Consider the following 17378-nt stretch of genomic DNA (forward strand, 5'->3'; position numbering starts at 1 on the left):
TTCAGGCTCCCAGCGTCGCGACGAGTACAGCCTTGATCGTATGGAGCCGGTTCTCGGCCTGGTCAAAAACTATCGAGGCCGGACTCTCAAACACTTCCTCGGTTACTTCCATGGCGTCGATGCCAAATTCGGCGTGTATTTCCGCGCCGACAGCGGTCTCGGTGTTATGGAAAGCAGGGAGGCAGTGCATGAATTTCACGCGGGGATTTCCCGATTTCGCCATCAAATCGGCATTCACCTGATACGGCAGAAGGAGCTTGATCCGCTCGGCCCACTTCTCCTTTGGTTCCCCCATCGACAGCCATACGTCAGTGTAGACGAAATCAACCCCGTTCACCGCGTCATCGATATCTTCGGTGATCGTGATGCGCGCGCCAGTCTCCCGCGCAGTGTCTGCCGCAATTTCCTGGACCCTGTTGGAGGGCCAGCAGGCGCGGGGAGCGCAAAGCCGCACGTCCATGCCCATCTTGGCGCCGCCGATCAGCAGACTGTCGCCCATGTTGTTGGCCGCATCGCCAAGGAAGACATACGACACTTGGTGCAGAGGCTTTTCGGCGTGTTCCTGCATCGTCAAGAAGTCGGCCAGAATCTGCGTCGGATGAAATTCCTTGGTCAGCCCGTTATAGACCGGCACGCCAGAGTATTTGGCGAGTTCCTCGACGATCTCCTGACCAAAGCCACGGTATTCTATCGCGTCATAGACGCGGCCCAGGACCCGCGCCGTGTCCTTCACCGATTCCTTGTGGCCGATATGGCTTCCTGTGGGCCCCAGATAGGTGACACGAGCCCCTTGATCATAGGCTGCCACCTCGAAGCCCACTCGGGTACGGGTGGAATCCTTCTCGAAGATAAGAGCAATGTCCTTGCCGACAAGCCTCGGAATTTCGGTGCCCGCATACTTCGCCGCCTTGAGATCGGCGGCGAGTTTCAGAAGAAAGCCGATCTCTTCCGGCGTGTAGTCGGCGAGCGTCAGAAGGCTGCGGTTCTTTATGTTGAAAGCCATGACCTTGTTCCTTGATTTCAGACGGCATCCCGGATGGTGGGGCAGCTCATGCAATGGCCGCCCCCTCGGCCTCGACCTAGCTCGGCTCCGGGCACGGCAAGGACCTCGATACCCGCTGCCCTCAGCGCCGCATTGGTGTCATCGTTGCGGTCGTAGCCAATCACCACTCCGGGACGTACCGCCAGCACATTGTTGCCGTCGTTCCATTGCTCGCGAGCGCGTTCCTCGTCGGAGTTGCCGCCGGTCGGCACAATCTGCAGCTTCTTGTAGCCCAATACCTCCGCGACTATCTCGAAGATCGGTCGGGGGTCTTGCCGGAAGGACAGCGGCGACGCTCCGTCGCCAAGCCTGATGTCGTAGCATAGCAGTTCATCGGCGACTTCGCGGAAAGTTGTCACGACGTCGCCGCCGCACAAGGTGAACACGGTGTCCAGATGCATCGCCGCCCGCGATTTCGGGATTCGAAAGGCAAGCACGCGGTCGACCACACCTCTCGCAAAGAGCGCTTCGGACAACTGACCGATGCCCTGGGGAGAAGAACGTTCCCCCATTCCGACGAGCACGGTCCGGTTTCCGATCGGCATGACATCTCCGCCTTCCAGCGAGGCGAGCCCATGATCCATGGTGGGATCACCCCAATGAATCTCGACATTGCCTGCGAACTTCGGATGGAATTTGTAGATCGCGGCCAAAAGCAAGGTTTCCGGACGCCGCGCGGGCCAATACATGGGGTTGACCGTCACGCCACCATATATCCAGCAGGAGCTGTCACGAGTGAAGAGCGCGTTGGGCAGGGGCGGCAGGATGAAGCCGTGATGGCCGAGATAGCTGCCGAAGAGTCCCGTCGGCTTGAAGGGAAGGTCATCCGCCGCAAGACCACCCACGAGGTGTTCCGCCAACCGGGCCCCGCTGAGTTCGTCCATCCAGGATCGAAGTTCCGCGATCATGCCGACACCGACCTGGTCAGCGCCGATACGATGGTCCAGCACCCAGGCGCGACCTTCCTCCGAGTCCAGCGTCTCGGACAACAACACGTTCACGTCCAGGACTTCGACACCTTCGTCACGCATCAGGCCGGAAAAGACGTCATGGTCTTTCTGGGCCTGCTTGACCCAGAACACGTCGTCGAAAAGCAGCTCCTGGCAGTTCGACGGAGTCAGGCGGCGATGGGCGAGACCGGGTCGGCAGACGATCACCTGACGCAGCTTGCCAGTCTCGGAATGGACGCCGAGTCTTGCGAGTTCATTCATTTTGATTTTCCCGAGTTAAAGTCACAGAGCGCTGATCGCGCCGGTCCACATCAGATACCCGGCAATCGCGGCGGCGATGACGATACCGATGCCGATCAAGGACTCGACGCCCGAGAAGGCCTTCTCTCCCCGTTCATGTCGAGACCACCAATATACCGGGACGCCAAGGGCGTAGAGAATCGCGCACATGAACAGGTAATTCGGACCAGCGGCATAGACCAGCCAGATGCCGTAGAGCGTCGCGACAGCGCCCGTGAACATGTCACGACCACGGCCTTCCCCAACAGCATATCCGTCGCCGCTCATGGCGAGCTTGACCGCATAAGCGCCCGAAAGAACGTATGGAACCAGGATGGCCGCCGAGGCGATGTAGAACAGCGCCAGATAGGTCGAGTTGGAATAGAGGGTTACGATCAAGAATATCTGTACGAAGATGCTTGTAATCCAAAGCGCGCCCGCCGGAGAGCCGTGTTTGTTCTCGGCTCCGAAGACCTTTGGCAGAATGCCTTCGCGCGCGGCGCGATAGGGAATCTCGGCGGCAAAAAGGGTCCAGCTCAGGAACGCCCCGGCGACGGAGACGACCAGGCCGATCCGCACAATCACTGCCCCCCATGGCCCCACCACTTTTTCAAGGACGTTCGCCATCGATGCGGCGGCTGGCAACGCCGCCAGCTCAGGCTGGCTCATGAGCCCGAACGGGAGGAGTGATACGAACAGGTAAACGACAAGGGCGATCGCGAAACCTGTGATCGTCGCGCGACCGATATCGGTGCGCTTCGAAGCGCGCCCCGAAACGACGCTTGCACCTTCGATGCCGATGAAGACCCAAAGCGTCACCAGCATCGTGCTCTGAACCTGGGCCATGACGCTGCCGAGATCAGGCGTTCCGGCACCCCAGAAATCCAGATTGAACCGCGGAAGGCTGAAGGCGACGAGAGCCAGAACGATGAACAGTGCGATTGGAGCGAGCTTGGCGAGCGTTGTCGCGAAGTTTATGATCGCGGCTTGGCGGACCCCCAATAAGACGAGCGCGTGGGTACCCCACAGAACAGCCGACGCTCCGATGATTGCCTGGGTCGTGTTCCCTTCCGCTCCGAAAGGCGGGTAGAAATAGCTGAGAGCGCCGAAAATCAACACGACGTAGGACACGTTGCCGATCCAGGCACTGAGCCAGTATCCCCAGGCGCTGTTGAAGCCCACGAAGTTCCCAAATCCCGCGCGAGCATAGGCGTAGGGTCCGGCATCCAACGTGGGTTTGCGTGTCGCAAGCTGTTGATAGACAAAAGCCAAAGCGAGCATGCCGACACCGCTGACCAACCAGCCGATCAAAATCGCGCCCGGCGATGCTCCTTTCGCCATGTTCTGCGGAAGGCTGAAGACGCCGCCGCCGATCATGGAGCCGACGACCAGAGCCACCAGCGGCAGGAGACCAAGCTTTCGGTCGGCCGTTTGGATTGTTGCAGGCATGACAACGATATTCTCAGTGCTCATTCTTATCTCCTCCGCCAAGGAATTCGTCCCTTGCATTCGAAATCTGCCGTTTGGCCGCGCGAACGTGGAAAGCGGCTGCCGGGTGCACCGCTCGTTCGAGTTCAAGACGACTTGGAGTTTAGTAGCGGAGGAAGATGCGCGACTTGATTCAGATTAAGAATTCGCGCGATTTTGATCTCGAGAAGGACGAGACGCCGCAAGCGTGACCTGCGGCGTCTCGATGACTGGCGAACGGCTCGGCCGTTTCATCGTCTGCTCGCCGGAGGTATCACATCATGTCGTTCATGGCCTTGTTCATGTGGATCTTGCAGTCGTCCATCTTGTTCATCTTCATGGCGTCTTTCGCCATCTCCATCTCTTTCATCGCCTTGTCCTTCGTGCCCATATCCTTCATTCCCATCATCTGGTTCTCCATCATTTTCATCGACGCTTCGTCGCATTTCATTTCTGCTCCCAGCGCGGGAACGGCGAGGGCGGTCGAAAGGATGGCCGCAGTGAGGATCGATTTCAGCATGGTAGTCTCCTGTGGTTGAGGGCATTTGCCCAGGGTGAGTTGGAGGGTTATCTGGTGGATGCCCGGCCGAACCACGGCCAGGCCGGAAAGAGGGCAGGAACGCGGCGCGCGTAGCGATCGTATTCGTCCCCGAACTTCCTCCGCACCTCGCGCTCTTCTGTCCGCGCGAGCCTTGCGTACATGACGACGAGCACTGGAAACATGAGAAGGGTGAGAAGCGTCGGCCATTGTACCAGGAAGCCGAGGAGGACGAGCACGAAGCCGATATATTGAGGATGCCGGACAAAAGCATAGGGACCGTCAGTGGCCAGCGTGCCCAGCTTCTGGGCATCGAACAGCCGCCGCCATCCGGCCGCGATAAGGGCGAAGCCGCCGCCGATGAAGATGAAGCTTAGGATATGGAACGGACCGAAATGCGGATATGCGCGCCAGCCGAACAGTTCTTCGAGCAGGTGCCCCGCATCGTGCGAGAACCAGTCGACACCCGGATATCGGCTCTGTAGCCAGCCGGAAAACAGATAGATCGTCAGCGGGAAGCCGTACATTTCCACGAACAGAGCCACGAGAAATGCGCTGAAGGTCCCGAAGGACGTCCAGTCCCGCGCGGTCTTGGGCTTGAAGAAGCTGAACGCGAACATGATGAAAACAGCCGAGTTCAGCAGCACCAGGCCCCAAAGGCCATATGAGGGGGTTGCCGTGTCCATGTTCAATCTCCTTTGACGTCTTTATGATTCCCGTGGCCGCCATGTCCCGAGTGCATGAAGACATGCAGCAGCGGACAGGCGAGCAGCAGCAGGAATGGCAGGAAGCCGAGCGCATGTGCCCGGTGCTCGCTCAGCAAAAGGAAGAGGGCGATTCCGAGGAAGGCAGCGAAAACAAGTCCCGTGCGCGAGCGCCAGAAACTGCCGCCCCCATCGGCGTCGTTGGTTTGGTTGCTTTGATGTCCTTGGTGAAGCATGTCTTTCTCCTTTCGTGCCGGAGCGGAGAGCCGTGGGATTTCCGCCCGCCGCCCGCCCGCGGCGTGCGTTCATTCGGAATAGGTCACGCCATTCGGCCCCTTGCCGACCTTCTCAGTCGCGAGAACCTTGAAGTTCGAAAGGTCGAGCACGGACAGGGTGTCGTCATAGATGTTGGTCACGAGGGCCAACTCCTCGTTGCCCGGCAATGCGAAGACCAGCGGTCGCGAATGAGCCTGGCGCATCATGCGGTCTCCAATGTAAGCGCCCGCGGCGAGGCTGCCGGCGGCCTGGCCTGCCGGATGCCATCGAGCCGCGTTCTCTTGAGCATCAGCGCGTTTATGGCGACAAGCGCCGAGCTTCCGGACATTGCCAGGGCGGCGACCTGGGGGCTGAGCACAAAGGGATAGAAGACCCCCGCGGCCAACGGAAACGCGATGACGTTGTAGCCGATCGCCCACCAGAGGTTCTGGTGCATCTTCCGGAGAGTGGCCTTCGACAGCGTCATCGCGCCGACGACGTCGTAAGGCTCGCTCTTCATGAGCACGACATCGGCGCTCTCGATCGCGACGTCGGTCCCCGCGCCGATGGCGAAGCCGACATCGGCCTGGGTGAGGGCGGGTGCGTCGTTCACGCCGTCTCCGACCATCCCGACTTTCAGCCCCTGGGCCTGGAGCTCCTTTATCTTTTCGGCCTTTTGCCCAGGCAGGACGTCGGCCAGCACGATGTCGATACCGAGTTGCCCGGCGATCCGCTTTGCCGTCCCGGCATTGTCGCCGGTTATCATTGCGACCCGAACCCCCTGTTCATGCAGCTTCGCAATCGTGGCCGCCGAGTTGGGCCTTGGCGCGTCTGCCACGGTGATCAATCCGGCCAGCCGACCGTCGCGTGCGACATAGGTTACGGTACGGCCTTCGCCCTTGAGTTGCTCGGCACGCCCGCCGAGGTCGCCGAGAGCCACGTTGTTCTCCTGCATCAGACGCAGGTTGCCGACGAGATAGCGCTTTCCTTCGATCTCGGCGCTCGCGCCCCGGCCGTCCATGTAAAGGAAATGCGAGACATCAGGGCGGGCTAATCCACCCGCCCGCTCGATGATCGCGAGCGCGATGGGATGATCCGAGTTGCCCTCAATGGCTGCGGTGGAGGCGAGCAGTTCGTCCGCTGTCACCGTCGTGTCCGGCACCACGTCGATGACCTTCGGCTGGCCCATGGTGAGCGTGCCCGTCTTGTCAAAGACGATGACATCCAGCTTGGTGGCCTCCTCGAGCGCGGCGGCGTTCTTGAACAGGATGCCGTTCGACGCTCCAAGGCCGGTGCCGACCATGACCGCCATTGGCGTGGCCAAGCCCAACGCGTCAGGGCAGGCGATGACGAACACCGTGATCGTAAGGGTGAGCGCGAACAGGAGAGGCTGGCCAAGAACCCAGAACCAGACCCCGAATGTCACGATCCCGACGAGAACCGCGGCCAGAACAAGCCATTGGGACGCCCTGTCGGCCAGCAACTGCGACGGAGCCTTGGAGTTCTGGGCCTCCTGGACGAGCTTGACGATCTGCGCGAGCGCGGTATCGGCACCGACCTTACCGGCGCGGTATTTGAGTGTTCCGCTCTTGTTTATCGTCGCGCCGATCACCTGGTCTCCGACGGTCTTCGTCACGGGCATCGACTCTCCCGTGAGCATGGACTCGTCGATGGTGGATTCACCTTCGATCACCTCGCCATCGACTGGAAGCTTGTTGCCGGGCCGCAGCACCACCACGTCGCCGAGAACGACCTCGGACGTGGGGACTTCGATCTCGTCACCGTTCCGGAGAACCGAGGCTTTGGGAGGCGCGAGATCGAGCAGCGCGCGGATCGCGGCCGAAGCGCCCGCTCTCGCTCTCATCTCGAGCCAATGCCCGAGGAGGATGAAGACGAGCAGCAGGGCCGCAGCCTCGTAGAACTGCTGCCCTTCGAAGAGAAATGTCGAACCGACGCTGAAGAGATACCCGGTTCCGACGCTCAAAACGACCAGGACCGCCATGTTCAGGACGCCGTTGCGCAACGCCCGCCAGGATGCCACCAAGAACGGCCAGACGGGATAGAGGATGGCGAGGCTCGCCAGCACGAACATCGCCCTGTCCATGCCGATGCCGAACGGCGGCTCGAACAACGGTTCGGTCAGCCCCATTGGGTCCATCGCGAAGATCGGCAGGGTAAAGACCAGACTGATCAGGAAGCGGTTGCGCATGTCCCGCACCATGTCCTGCATGTCCTTGCCAGCGCCGTGGCCCATATCATGGGACATCTCATCATGGCTTGAATGGGCCGCCTTCGATGGCTTCGCATGGCCCGCATGTCCATGCATGCCGTGATGGTCATTTCGCGCGACTTCCGCTTCGCAGAGGTGCTTCGGCACCGCCTCGCCGCGGCAATGGAAGCCGCAGGATTCGATTTCTCGCCGGAGTGCCGCCTCATCGATAACGGCTTCGTCGAAGGTCACCGACGCGGATGCCGACGCAGCGTTCATCGCCACCGAGGCGACGCCTTTCACAGCTCCGAGCCTCTTGGTTATGGCGGCGTGGTCGAGCGCTCCAAACAGGCCGCCCAATTCCATGTTGATAGTCTTCATCTCGTCTTCCTTCCGCGCCACGTTCAAGTTCAGTAGGCGAATGTCGCCATCATCCGGTCGCCATGTGGTAGAGGTGATGGCAATGGAACGCCCATTGCCCTGGATTGTCGGCGTCGACCGAGATCGTCACCGAGCGCGCTGGCGGGATGAAATTCATGGCGTTTCATGATTATGCTCCTGATTGGATTGGGCGGAGGATCGAGGCGTTTGCGCCTCTATGCGGTAGGACACGAGGCTCGACGCCCAGACGGCCGCGAATCAGAGCGGCAACCACTTGAAGTCCGAATCGATGGCGGCGTTGACCGCGCTCATGAGCCCGATCGAAGACGCGCCTGCAGCCGTGGCTCCGGCGAAAGCCATGGGCTCCGTGCCCGGAAGGAAGTGCCAGCGAGGGTCATTGCCAGAACGCCTGTCGCGAACGCGAATCCGCCGAGCACGGCGAACGCGCGATCGAGCCAGGCCGGGAACAAGGGGACGGAGCTCCGCCGGTTGCTCGGACGCGAGCGAAATGGACATCTCATTCGGCTTTCTTCATCCACCTGCGCAGACAGGTAGGAGGGCAAGACATTGCCGCGCCTCGACGCCGGGCACGTAATGCGGTTGCAGGCGCGGTGCGCCGTATCAGCCGATGTATCTGGGAGGACGGAAGTCGCCGAACGGACCCATGCCCGCCAGGCTGTGCGCCGACGAGACTGGCCATCTCACGCTTGTGAAATCGGCTGTCGCATATTCGCCGTCAGCGGGGGTCAGAGCGAACCCGCAGCAATGCGCGGCGATGCCCGACATGCAGCAGTAGTCTGCCCAGTTGGCGTGCCCGCCATCTATGGCATTGGCCTGGGCATCAGAAATGTGAACGTCGGCCTTGACTGCATGTTCGGTGCCCGGGGCCGCTTCGGAGCACGCCGTGGCGGCAAAAGCAATGCCGGGCGCGGCGCTGAACGCCACTGCCAGGCCGAGCGCCAGCACGGCTATGAAGACTCTGAGTTGGAAAAGCGCTCGGACCATGGAAGCAGGATTGCGCCATTGTCGTCCGTCAACCTTGATCGAAATCAAACAAAACTGATTTCGCTCAGACACTGAGAAGAGAACTTCTTGGCCTGGCATCGGTCTCGCCCTGCCACAGCAATGCTGTCGAACACCGTCAGACTATCAGTCTGGAGCACGTTTGCGACAAATCAAGGTGACGTTCACAGCGGATGGTGCAAATGTCCGTAGGTGGATCACGCAATGGCCCCGGAACACAAGTGCCACCACCACGCAGAGGAGACGACGGATGTCGCAGCCGAATCGGGCGCCATCTTCGACATCCTTGACGATCACGCCTGGTGCGGGCGGCAATCCACAGGGCCACGACATCGCATTTGCTCGCCGTGGCCTTCGCGGAATTGAGAAACCCGGTTTCGCCAAAGTAATTTGTTCAGGCCTTGGGACGCACCTCCAGGAACACCGACGTCTTGCCATCCTTTCCGACACCGATGACGTCGTACGACGCCGATGGATCGTCGCCCATGCCGAGCGACCCTGCTGGCATGCCGGGCACCACCAATCCCGCGAGGTCGGTCCGGCCCTCGAGCATGCGGGCGGCCCCGAGCGGCACATGTCCTTCGAGGAACTGACCACGGTAGACGGCAGTGTGGCAGCCCTGGATGTCGAGCGGCACGCCGAGCTTCTGCTTGCGCGATATCAGGTCGCGCTCCTCGACGATCTCGACCCGATACCCCGCCTTTTTATAAGCGTCCGCCCAGAGCGAGCAGCAGCCACAGTTCGGGTCCTTGTAGACTGTGAACACATCCGGTTCCGCTGCTGCGAAGACCCGGCTCGCCGGAAGGGTGACAGTGGCCGCCAATGCCACGATGAACTCTCTGCGTTTCATGTTCATGCTCCTTTCAATGCTTGCCTGGAAACGATTTCCGGCGCGGTTGGTTGATTTCTTCCGGTCTTCCCGAGACCGAAGCCTTTGACGATGCCGTAGACGGCGGGGATGACGATCAGGGTCAGCAAGGTCGACGAGACCATGCCGCCGATCATCGGCACTGCGATCCTCTGCATGATCTCCGATCCGGTACCCGTGCTCCAGAGGATCGGCAGCAGGCTCGCCATGATCGCGACGACGGTCATCATCTTGGGCCGTACCCGCTCGACCGCGCCGACCATGATCGCACGGTTGAGATCTGCGCGACCGAAGAGGCGGCGCTCGCGCTCGCAGGTCTCCCTTTGCTCACGGAGCGCCTGGTCGAGGTAGATCAGCATGATCACGCCCGTCTCTGCTGCCACTCCTGCCAAAGCAATGAAGCCGACGGCGACCGCGACCGAGGCGTTGAAGCCGAGCCACCACATGAGCCAGATGCCGCCGACCAGCGCGAAAGGGAGTGACAGCATCACGATCAGCGTCTCGGTCAGCCTGCCGAAGTTCAGGTAGAGCAGCAGGAAGATCAGCGCGAGTGTCAGCGGTACGACGATCGAGAGCCGCGCCTTTGCCCGCTCGAGATATTCGAACTGACCGCTCCACGCCACCGAATAACCCGGAGGCATCGACACGCGCTCTGCCACTGCCCTCTGCGCGTCGGCGACATAGCCTCCGAGATCGCGCTCGGCAATGTCGACGAAGACGTAAACCGCCAGCTGTCCGTTCTCAGTCCGGATCGAGGTCGCGCCCCGGGTGAGTTCGATCCTGGCGACCTCTCCGAGGGGTACGGTGCCGCCACCCGGCAGCGAGACCTGCACGTTCTCGGAGATCGATTTCGGATCGCTTCGGTAGGCCCGGGGATAGCGAATCGCGACGCTGTAGCGCTCGCGTCCCTCCACGGTGGATGTGATGGTCTCTGATCCGAGCGCCATCGAGACGACATCCTGGACGGAGTCGATGCTCAGCCCATATCTGGCGAGCGCGACACGGTCGGGGACGATGTCCAGGTAATAGCCGCCGATGACGCGCTCTGCATAGGCCGACGATGTGCCCGGCACTGTCTTGAGGGTCGTCTCGATCTCGCGGGCGATCCGCTCCATCTCCTTGAGGTCGGTGCCGAAGACCTTGACCCCGACAGGGGTGCGGATGCCCGTCGACAGCATGTCGATACGCGCGCGGATCGGCATCGTCCAGGCGTTGGAGACGCCGGGAAACTGGAGCGCCGCGTCCATCTCCTGCTTGAGGCTGTCGACCGTGACGCCCGGCCGCCACTGTTCCTTCGGCTTGAGCGTGATGATCGTCTCGAACATCTCGGTCGGCGCGGGATCGGTCGCGGTCAGCGCGCGGCCGGCCTTGCCGAACACGGTCTCGACTTCCGGGAAGGACTTGATGATGCGGTCCTGCATCTGGAGAAGCTCCGCCGCCTTGGTGACGGACAGGCCGGGCAGGGTGGTCGGCATGTACATCAGCGTGCCCTCGTTCAGCGTGGGCATGAACTCGCTGCCGATCTGGCGCGCGGGCCAGGCGGTGGCGGCGAGGATGGCGAGCGCGAGCACGATCGTCAGCGCCTTGGCCTTGAGCACGCCGGAGATGAGCGGACGGTAGAGCCAGATAAGGGCGCGGTTCACCGGGTTCCGATGCTCCGGCACGATCCGGCCGCGGACGAAGATCACCATCAGCGCCGGAACCAGGGTGACCGAGAGCAGGGCCGCCGCCGCCATCGCGAAGGTCTTGGTGAAGGCGAGCGGAGCGAACAGCCGTCCCTCCTGGGATTCCAGCGTGAAGATAGGCAGGAACGACACGGTGATGATCAGCAGGCTGAAGAACAGTGCCGGGCCGACCTCGGACGCCGCCTCGATGAGCACCTCGGTCCTCGGCTTGTCGGGCGGCGCGCGCTCGAGATGCTTGTGGGCGTTCTCGATCATGACGATAGCCGCGTCGATCATCGCGCCGATGGCGATGGCGATGCCGCCGAGACTCATGATGTTTGAGCCGAGACCGAGCAGGCGCATCGCAATGAATGCCACCAGGATGCCGACAGGCAGCATGATGATGGCGACGAGCGCGCTCCGTACATGCAGAAGGAAGATGACGGTCACGAGCGCGACGACGATCGACTCTTCGACCAGCGTCGACTTCAACGTCTCGATCGCCGCCTCGATCAGCCGGGAACGGTCATAGACCGGGACGATTTTCGCGTCGCCCGGCAGGCTCTTCTCGGCGAGCTCGAGATTCTTCTTGGCATTCTCGATCACCGCGAGCGCGTTCTCGCCAAAGCGCTGGAGCACGATGCCGCTTGCCACTTCGCCGTCGCCGTTCAACTCAGCGATGCCCCGGCGCTCGTCGCCGACGACTTCGACCTTGGCGACGTCAGACAGCCTGAGCGGAACACCGTCCTGGCTCCGGAGGCCGATGCTTTCGATGTCCTCGACGCCTTCGAGGTAGCCCCGGCCACGCACCATGAACTCGAATTCCGAGAGCTCGACGGTGCGGCCGCCGACGTCGCGGTTGCTTGAACGGACCGCGTCGGCGACGTCCTGCAGCGAGACGCCCTGGGCCTTGAGGCGGACAGGATCGACGACGATGGAATACTGCTTCACGAAGCCGCCGACGCTGGCGACTTCGGCGACGCCCTCCGTCTTCGCGACCGCGAAGCGAATGACCCAGTCCTGCAGCGACCTGAGCTCCGCGAGCGACAGCTCTTTCGCGACGACCGCATATTGGTAGACCCAGCCGACGCCCGTGGCATCGGGTCCGAGAGTTGGCGTCACGCCCAGCGGCAGCCGGCTCGCCCCCGCGTTGAGATATTCGAGCACCCGGCTGCGCGCCCAATAGGGATCGGTGCCGTCCTCGAAGATCACGTAGACGAAGGAGACGCCGAAGAAGGAGAAGCCGCGGACGACCTTCGATTTGGGTACCGTCAGCATCGACGTGGTCAGCGGATAGGTGACCTGGTCTTCGACGACCTGCGGGGCCTGGCCCGGATAGTCGGTGAAGACGATCACCTGGACGTCGGAGAGATCAGGGATCGCGTCGAGGGGAAGGCTGCGGAGCGCATAGAGCCCGCCGGCGACGGCAAGCGCCGCAGCGACGATGATGAGCAGCAGGTTGCGCGCCGACCAGGAGATGAGGTTGGCGATCATGGCCTCGGCTCCCCGGCAGTCATGGCGTTGAGGGCGGAGGTCAGGTTGCTCTCGGCGTCGAGGAGGAAGTTGGCGGCAACGACGACGCGGTCTCCGGCCTTCACGCCCTCGGCGATCTCGACGCGACCGTCGCCGCGCAAGCCCGTCTTCACGTCCCTCGGCTCGAAACGCCCGTCGCCGAGATCCAGGAACACCACTTGCCGATCGCCAGTGTCGATGACGGCCGCGTCCGGCACTGTGACCACGGGCTCGACCTTGCCGCCTTCGATGGCGACATCGGCAAACATGTTGGCGAGCAGCGCACCATCCTCGTTGTCGAGTTCGACACGCACTTTTGCCGTCCTGGTCTCGGTCCGGATTTCCGGGTAGACGACCGTCACCGTTCCCATGAACGTCCTGCCCGGCAGGCTGCGGACCGTGATAGTCGCCTTCGCGCCGCCGGCGACAGCGTCGAGCTGGCTCTCTGGCACCTCGGCGACCACCCAGATTCTTGAGGTGTCTGCGATCCGGAACAGCGTCTGGCCCGACTCGGCCATCATGCCCGGCATCGCGATCCGCTCGAGGACCACGCCGGACACGGGCGCGTCGAAGTCGAGCCTGTCCGGCACCTTCCGGCTGCGCTGGATGCCTTCGATCACATCGTCGGAGAGGCCGAAGTTGCGGAGCTTGAGAGCGCCGCCCTTGGCCGAGGTTTCCTGCTGCGTCACCAACTCGGCGGCCGCGGCCGCAATGTCCTTGGAGAAGAACTGAAAGAGCGATTGGCCTTTCCGCACCCTGTCTCCGGTGGTCACGTCCGCGACGGTCTCCACGAAGGCGTCGGTGCGCATCGCGACCATGCGGACGCGCCGCTCGTCCAACGTAACCGTGCCGGGAACCCGGAGGCGGCGCACGATCGGAGCAAGCGTGGCGTCCACCGAGCGGACACCCGTCCGCTGAAGCTTGCCAGGCGACACCTTCACGGTGCCGCTGTCGTCGGCCTCGCCTTGGAACACGGGGATGTAGTCCATCCCCATGGAATCCTTCTTCGGAACAGGCGAGGTGTCGGGCAGACCCATCGGGTTCCGGTAGTAGAGGACTCGGCGGACGCCCGGAGCCGCGTCGGTCGCGACCTTCTCCTCGGACTTGCCCAGGTCGGCAAAGCTCACGTCCTCGCTCGCGCGGACGGGGACGTAGTCGCGTCCGTCCGCGGTCTTGCGGGCAGCGCCGGAATATTCAGGCCTCCCATCCGGATGCCTGTAGTACACGATCGGACCCGTGCCCTCCAGTTTCTCCGCGGCCTCCGTCCAATCTGACGGAAGCCACTCGGCGACGACAGCGTAGTCGAACGGCAAGTCGCCTGTACCCGCGAGATATCCTCCCCCGCCCGCTGTGGCGAGGGAGACGGTGATCAACAGCGTCCTGATCATCGGATCACTCGGTCGCCTTGAGGATGATCTCGCCCTTGGCCGTCTCTTCCTCTCCCTGGATTTTGGCGGCAATCAGAAAACGCCAACCCCCCGCCATGTTGAGATTGAGCTTGAACTTGTAGACTCCCGGTTCGGCGGAGGGCAGCGGGTCGAGGGTCGACCTCATCGTCTCCATACCATCAGGGGCCATGTCGAGGCGGGTTGAGAAGATCACTGCGTCAGGAACTGGCTTGCCCGTGCGCTTGTCGATGATCTTCACGGCGAACTCGGATTCCGGTCCGGTCGGAAGCTCGGTCTTCACAGGCTGGAACTCATAGTCGGCCGCTCCAGCGAAAGCCGGGAGGGCGGATGCGGAAAGGAGAAGGGTTGCGAAGGCGATCCTCGCGGTCGAGAGAAGGGTGTTCATGGTTTCACAACTTCATGCTGGCAGACATGGTCCGGCCTTGCTGATATCGGTCGCGCTTGGCCGCGGCGGAGGCCACGGGCAGCGTTCGTTCGGATGATGTGAAGTCAGGCTTTGGGAGGTCGCGCGGGCGGTTCGGCGGCGAGAGAGCTCAATCGCTCAAAGCGCTGCTCGCCGTAGGTGTTGTCAGTCCATGAAAGCGTCGCGGACGTCCAATCGGCTTTGAGGAGCGCGAGGGGAGCCGAGGTGGTGCAAATGACGACGAACGGGCAGCTCTTGTCGCAATCCGGCTTCACGGGTTGCTCGTCCGGGCAACAGGACATGTCGCCCATCGTTCCGGCCATCTCCGCCATCTCGACGGAGGCTTTCACCGACATGTCCGCCATGGCGATTTCGGCCGCGCCCGTGCTCACGGGTACAATCAGCATCCCGATGAGGGTGAGAAGCGACAGGAGGCGCAGGAGGATTGACCAGGGTTTCATCGGCTTCATGATTGGCACGGGCCGATTGGGTTGGGAAGAGGTTCACGGAAATTTGCGAACAATGCCGCTTTCACAAGAGTCATCATTCGCCAGCTACCTCAGGCCAGCACTGTCGGTTTGCGCTTCGGGTGCAACAAGCAGTGCTGTGACCGCTGGTGATGTTGTGGACGGCTCCTCAGCCGGCATCGCGATGTGCCATCATTGCGGTGTTGTTAGGAACCGCATGGGAGGAGCCATCCATGGAAGAGATTACCACGATTGGACTCGACATTGCCAAGTCGGTGTTCCAGGTGCACGCCGTTTCCGCAACTGGCACGGTGGTCGTTCGCCGACAACTGAAGCGCCGCTATGTTGTTCAGTTCTTCGCGGGCCTCAAACCCTGCCTGGTGGGCATAGAAGCCTGCGCAACAGCCCATCACTGGGGGCGGGAGTTGGCAAAACTTGGCCACGAGGTTCGGTTGATGCCGCCACGCTATGTGAAGCCTTACGTCAAGCGCAACAAGAACGATGCTGCTGATGCTGAGGCCATTTGCGAAGCGGTGACGCGCCCGAAAATGCGGTTTGTCCCGATCAAAACAGTGGATCAGCAGTCAATCCTGATGCTTCATCGTACCCGTATGCTGTTCATTCGCCAACGCATGATGACCATCAACGCCGTCCGCGCTCATCTCGCCGAGTTCGGCATCACGCTACGTAGTAAGTAGTGCAAAAAGCCCGGCATTGCCGGGCTCTTCATTCGATCAATCAGCAAAAGCGCTTCTTAACGACAACGCCGTGGCGGTTAATCTTCTTCTTCACAAAGCAGCCGCTTCCGATGACGACCTTGGGACCGCCAATCCAGATACCAGCGCGCCAGCCAGCGTGACGATGGTGCCAGCGACCATGGCGCCAGCCGGCGTGACGCTTCCAGGCGCGCTTATGGTGCCATGCGTGATGATGGCCTTTATGCCACCCACGCTTCCAGCGCTGCCCGGCCTCGGCCGCAGTTGTCAGTGATGTGGTCGCAATCAGGGCAGCAATCGCGCCAACAATTAGTTTCTTCATGATGCTCTCCGCTTTAACGATATGTCTGCGTAACCAGAGCGCCCTGAACCTTGCATGAATGAATGCTAAAGTGCAGGAGCGGGCCCGGCAATGCCGCCGAGCCCTATGACCGAAGGCAGATCACGGGGACGACGCGAACCGCCTTCACCCCATGGTACGCTTCTAGATACGTCCGTATGAACCGTTCGTGAACAGTTTTAAAAGTTCCAATCGGCGGCTGCCCTCCTTGACGGCCGCCCGATCCGCCGTGCGCGCGACAACTCGTAGCGCCGGCCTGGTTTCCGCCCGACGACGTCGGGCTTTTTATTGCCTGCCAATGTTGCGGGCGATTTTCGCAACAGGAGAAGAACGAATGACTGAATACTCGTCGGCCGCAATCGCCGCCGCGTGCGCCGTCGAGCGCATAACTATCAGAAGTTGGCTTGCACGATCCCCGGGGTTCGTTATCGGCCGGTACACAGGTTTGGCCAAGGCCTACAGCCATCGCGAGGCGCTGACGCTCATTGTTGCAGGTGAAATGATCGCCCGCGGCATTGCGCAGCCATATATCGTGCTACCGACCGCCGAGCGCATCGTCCGGGGAGATCTATCGCGCACAGTGTGGGTCACATCGACGCCGGGGGGCGAGGTGATCGTCAGTGATAGCCAGCCGCCCGAGCCCACGGTTTGCTTGCCGCTGCCTGCATTGACTGCCCGTCTAGTCCGCACCACAAGCCCCCAACGCATTCCGAGGTACACACGATGAAACGCCACCGCCCGAACACAGACACCGACATTGACCGCGCCGTCCGCTCTTGGGCCGGCGTCAATGCAGGTGGCGACAATGCAGGCGGGGTTACATCTCTCGCACGCGAGCTGATGCGGCACGGCCTTGCCATGAACTTCGCCGCACGTGCCGCCGCAGTCATGGCCAGGGACGGTATCACCCCGGGTGATCAGTGGACCGGACCATTGTCCGCCTTGGCAGATCTTGGCGGCGATGGTGGCGTCAAGATGCACCGCGCAGCAATGGTCGGCACTGATCGCGAGGTCGAGATAGACATCGGGCGCGTCTATCACTCTGCAGCAGACGAGACTCGCGCGCTTCGGCATGCACGGGCGCGCTAAGACCCGCCGACTGTCACAATTTCCTTTTCGCTATGGCCGAACACGCTGAAGGTCGTGGACCA

General features: G+C 61.8%; 18 protein-coding genes and 1 pseudogene. 3 read left to right on the forward strand and 16 right to left on the reverse strand.

Features of this window, described 5'->3' with window-relative positions; genetic code table 11:
* Position 1: 1 nt before the first annotated feature.
* From AC2YI2_RS26090 to AC2YI2_RS26160, 15 genes are all read right to left on the reverse strand, one after another.
* A complete protein-coding gene (locus tag AC2YI2_RS26090; protein WP_487389450.1) occupies positions 2-1003 on the reverse strand; it encodes an ornithine carbamoyltransferase in 1002 nt (333 codons plus the stop codon).
* A gap of 17 nt (positions 1004-1020) precedes the next feature.
* Complete coding sequence (locus tag AC2YI2_RS26095; RefSeq protein ID WP_487389451.1) at positions 1021-2253, reverse strand: arginine deiminase; 1233 nt, start codon at positions 2251-2253, stop codon at positions 1021-1023.
* Between the two features lie 21 nt (positions 2254-2274).
* On the reverse strand, positions 2275-3849 hold the full coding sequence (gene arcD, locus AC2YI2_RS26100) for an arginine-ornithine antiporter (RefSeq protein ID WP_487389452.1): 1575 nt from the start codon (positions 3847-3849) through the stop codon (positions 2275-2277).
* 163 nt (positions 3850-4012) lie between these two features.
* Positions 4013-4258 (reverse strand): hypothetical protein, encoded by a 246-nt coding sequence (locus tag AC2YI2_RS26105; protein ID WP_487389453.1) that lies wholly within the window; start codon positions 4256-4258, stop codon positions 4013-4015.
* A 47-nt stretch (positions 4259-4305) separates the two neighbouring features.
* Positions 4306-4962: a methyltransferase family protein gene (locus tag AC2YI2_RS26110; RefSeq protein WP_487389454.1), complete on the reverse strand. Its 657-nt coding sequence runs from the start codon at positions 4960-4962 to the stop codon at positions 4306-4308.
* A gap of 2 nt (positions 4963-4964) precedes the next feature.
* Positions 4965-5216, reverse strand: a complete 252-nt coding sequence (locus tag AC2YI2_RS26115) for a DUF2933 domain-containing protein (RefSeq protein WP_487389455.1) — start codon at positions 5214-5216, stop codon at positions 4965-4967.
* Positions 5217-5285: 69 nt separating this feature from the next.
* Positions 5286-5462: a hypothetical protein gene (locus tag AC2YI2_RS26120; RefSeq protein WP_487389456.1), complete on the reverse strand. Its 177-nt coding sequence runs from the start codon at positions 5460-5462 to the stop codon at positions 5286-5288.
* On the reverse strand, positions 5459-7825 hold the full coding sequence (locus AC2YI2_RS26125) for a copper-translocating P-type ATPase (protein ID WP_487389457.1): 2367 nt from the start codon (positions 7823-7825) through the stop codon (positions 5459-5461). The genes AC2YI2_RS26120 and AC2YI2_RS26125 overlap by 4 nt, the downstream gene beginning before the upstream one ends.
* Positions 7826-7874: 49 nt before the next feature.
* A complete protein-coding gene (locus tag AC2YI2_RS26130) occupies positions 7875-7982 on the reverse strand; it encodes a multicopper oxidase domain-containing protein (RefSeq protein ID WP_487389458.1) in 108 nt (35 codons plus the stop codon).
* A 464-nt stretch (positions 7983-8446) separates the two neighbouring features.
* Positions 8447-8830 carry a hypothetical protein gene (locus AC2YI2_RS26135; protein WP_487389459.1) on the reverse strand — a complete coding sequence of 128 codons (384 nt, stop codon included), beginning with the start codon at positions 8828-8830 and terminating at the stop codon, positions 8447-8449.
* 412 nt (positions 8831-9242) lie between these two features.
* Entirely contained in the window at positions 9243-9698 is a 456-nt protein-coding gene (locus AC2YI2_RS26140) for a DUF411 domain-containing protein (protein WP_487389460.1), read from the reverse strand.
* 2 nt (positions 9699-9700) lie between these two features.
* Positions 9701-12874 (reverse strand): efflux RND transporter permease subunit, encoded by a 3174-nt coding sequence (locus AC2YI2_RS26145; RefSeq protein WP_487389461.1) that lies wholly within the window; start codon positions 12872-12874, stop codon positions 9701-9703.
* Positions 12871-14280 carry an efflux RND transporter periplasmic adaptor subunit gene (locus AC2YI2_RS26150; protein ID WP_487389462.1) on the reverse strand — a complete coding sequence of 470 codons (1410 nt, stop codon included), beginning with the start codon at positions 14278-14280 and terminating at the stop codon, positions 12871-12873. The genes AC2YI2_RS26145 and AC2YI2_RS26150 overlap by 4 nt, the downstream gene beginning before the upstream one ends.
* 4 nt (positions 14281-14284) lie before the next feature.
* The gene (locus tag AC2YI2_RS26155; RefSeq protein WP_487389463.1) at positions 14285-14686 is read right to left on the reverse strand and encodes a FixH family protein; all 402 of its coding nucleotides are present in this window, start codon (positions 14684-14686) and stop codon (positions 14285-14287) included.
* Between the two features lie 104 nt (positions 14687-14790).
* Positions 14791-15174 (reverse strand): hypothetical protein, encoded by a 384-nt coding sequence (locus AC2YI2_RS26160; RefSeq protein WP_487389464.1) that lies wholly within the window; start codon positions 15172-15174, stop codon positions 14791-14793.
* 230 nt (positions 15175-15404) lie between these two features.
* On the opposite strand from AC2YI2_RS26160, the pseudogene AC2YI2_RS26165 reads away from it, so the two are divergent.
* Positions 15405-15857 (forward strand): annotated as a pseudogene (locus tag AC2YI2_RS26165) (IS110 family RNA-guided transposase); the annotation flags it as partial.
* Between the two features lie 52 nt (positions 15858-15909).
* On the opposite strand, the gene AC2YI2_RS26170 reads toward AC2YI2_RS26165, so the two are convergent.
* Positions 15910-16209, reverse strand: a complete 300-nt coding sequence (locus AC2YI2_RS26170) for a hypothetical protein (RefSeq protein ID WP_487389465.1) — start codon at positions 16207-16209, stop codon at positions 15910-15912.
* 352 nt (positions 16210-16561) lie between these two features.
* Between AC2YI2_RS26170 and AC2YI2_RS26175 the strand changes: the two genes are divergently transcribed.
* The gene (locus AC2YI2_RS26175) at positions 16562-16954 is read left to right on the forward strand and encodes a hypothetical protein (protein ID WP_487389466.1); all 393 of its coding nucleotides are present in this window, start codon (positions 16562-16564) and stop codon (positions 16952-16954) included.
* Entirely contained in the window at positions 16951-17316 is a 366-nt protein-coding gene (locus tag AC2YI2_RS26180; protein WP_487389467.1) for a hypothetical protein, read from the forward strand. Before AC2YI2_RS26175 ends, AC2YI2_RS26180 begins: the two co-directional genes overlap by 4 nt.
* The last annotated feature ends 62 nt before the right edge of the window (positions 17317-17378 follow it).

This window comes from Rhizobium sp. SRI_017 (genome assembly GCF_057586295.1).